The 1,172-nt window shown below is 38.9% G+C and carries 1 protein-coding gene; it reads left to right on the top strand.

Going from position 1 to position 1,172, the window contains the following annotated elements; all coding sequences use genetic code 11:
- A protein-coding gene (locus V5290_RS17250) for an IS3 family transposase (RefSeq protein WP_333388728.1) occupies positions 1-1,138 on the top strand; the annotation gives its coding sequence in 2 pieces (ribosomal slippage) (positions 1-285 and positions 285-1,138; 1,139 coding nt annotated over the 2 pieces). This gene is flagged as partial in the annotation.
- Between the last annotated feature and the right edge of the window lie 34 nt (positions 1,139-1,172).

Here is a 1,172-nt window from a genome sequence, read left to right as displayed (position 1 = left end):
AAGTAGAAAGAGGCGAACTTACCTATAAACAGGCTCAAGATAAATACGGAATACAAGGTTGCTCTACAGTATTAACTTGGCTTCGTAAACATGGTCGCCTAAACTGGTCTAAAGGAACACCTGTTTTTTTAACAAGAGGTTTTGCTATGACTAAGTCAGAATCTAAAGAAACACCTGAACAACGTATTAAAGTATTAGAGCAACAATTAGCAGACAGCCAATTGAAAGCTCAGTTTTTTGAAGCCGTCGTTAGCGTACTAGAAACTGATTATGGAGTACGCATTACAAAAAAGCAGAAAGCGCAGTTATCCAACAAAAAAAGGTGAAAGCGTTGTCGGTAACTCGAGCGTGTTTATTTCTTGGGATAACTCGTCAAGCACACTATAAACGCTGTATAAGCCAGATGAAGCGGCAGGCTAATGAGCAGTGTGTGTTGGACTTTGTGACGACTGAGCGAATCAAGCATCCAAGAATAGGAGCGCGTAAACTCAAATACTTAATGGCCTCACAACAATTATATATTGGACGAGACCATTTATTTACGTTGCTAGGTTTTCATCATCTATTGGTGTCACCCAAACGTGCTTATCATAAAACAACTAATAGCCACCATCACTTTCGTTGTCACCCTAATTTAGTAAAAGATAACTTAACTCCATCCAAGCCTGAGCAGTTGTGGGTTGCTGATATCACCTACTTACCTACATTATTAGGGAATACTTACTTAAGTTTGGTGACTGATGCTTATTCAAGAAAAATTGTCGGTTACCATGTTGATGATAATATGAAAGCGAGCTCAGTTAAACAAGCGTTTAAGCAGGCATTACGAGAGAGAAAAAGCAATCAGCCCCTAGTACATCATTCAGATAGAGGGGTTCAATATTGCTCAAGTGAGTACCAAGCACTTCATAAACAGTATGGCATTACCTGTTCAATGACGGATGGGTATGACTGTTATCAAAATGCGCTAGCCGAGCGCATTAATGGTATTTTAAAAAATGAATACTTATTAGCGAAACCTAAGGATGTTAGCGAAGCAAGAAAAATGGTGAAAGAGTCAGTAAAGCTCTATAATCAAGAAAGGCCACATACGGTCTTAAAATATAAAACGCCCGATGAAGTACACCAGGCGTTTTAATTAAAATACTGTCAACCTATATCAGGACGGGACA

This window comes from Psychromonas arctica, from assembly GCF_036697365.1.
GTDB classification, from domain to species: domain Bacteria; phylum Pseudomonadota; class Gammaproteobacteria; order Enterobacterales; family Psychromonadaceae; genus Psychromonas; species Psychromonas arctica_A.
Note: the sequence above shows the minus strand (reverse complement) of the source record. Positions and strands in the feature narration are given on the sequence as shown.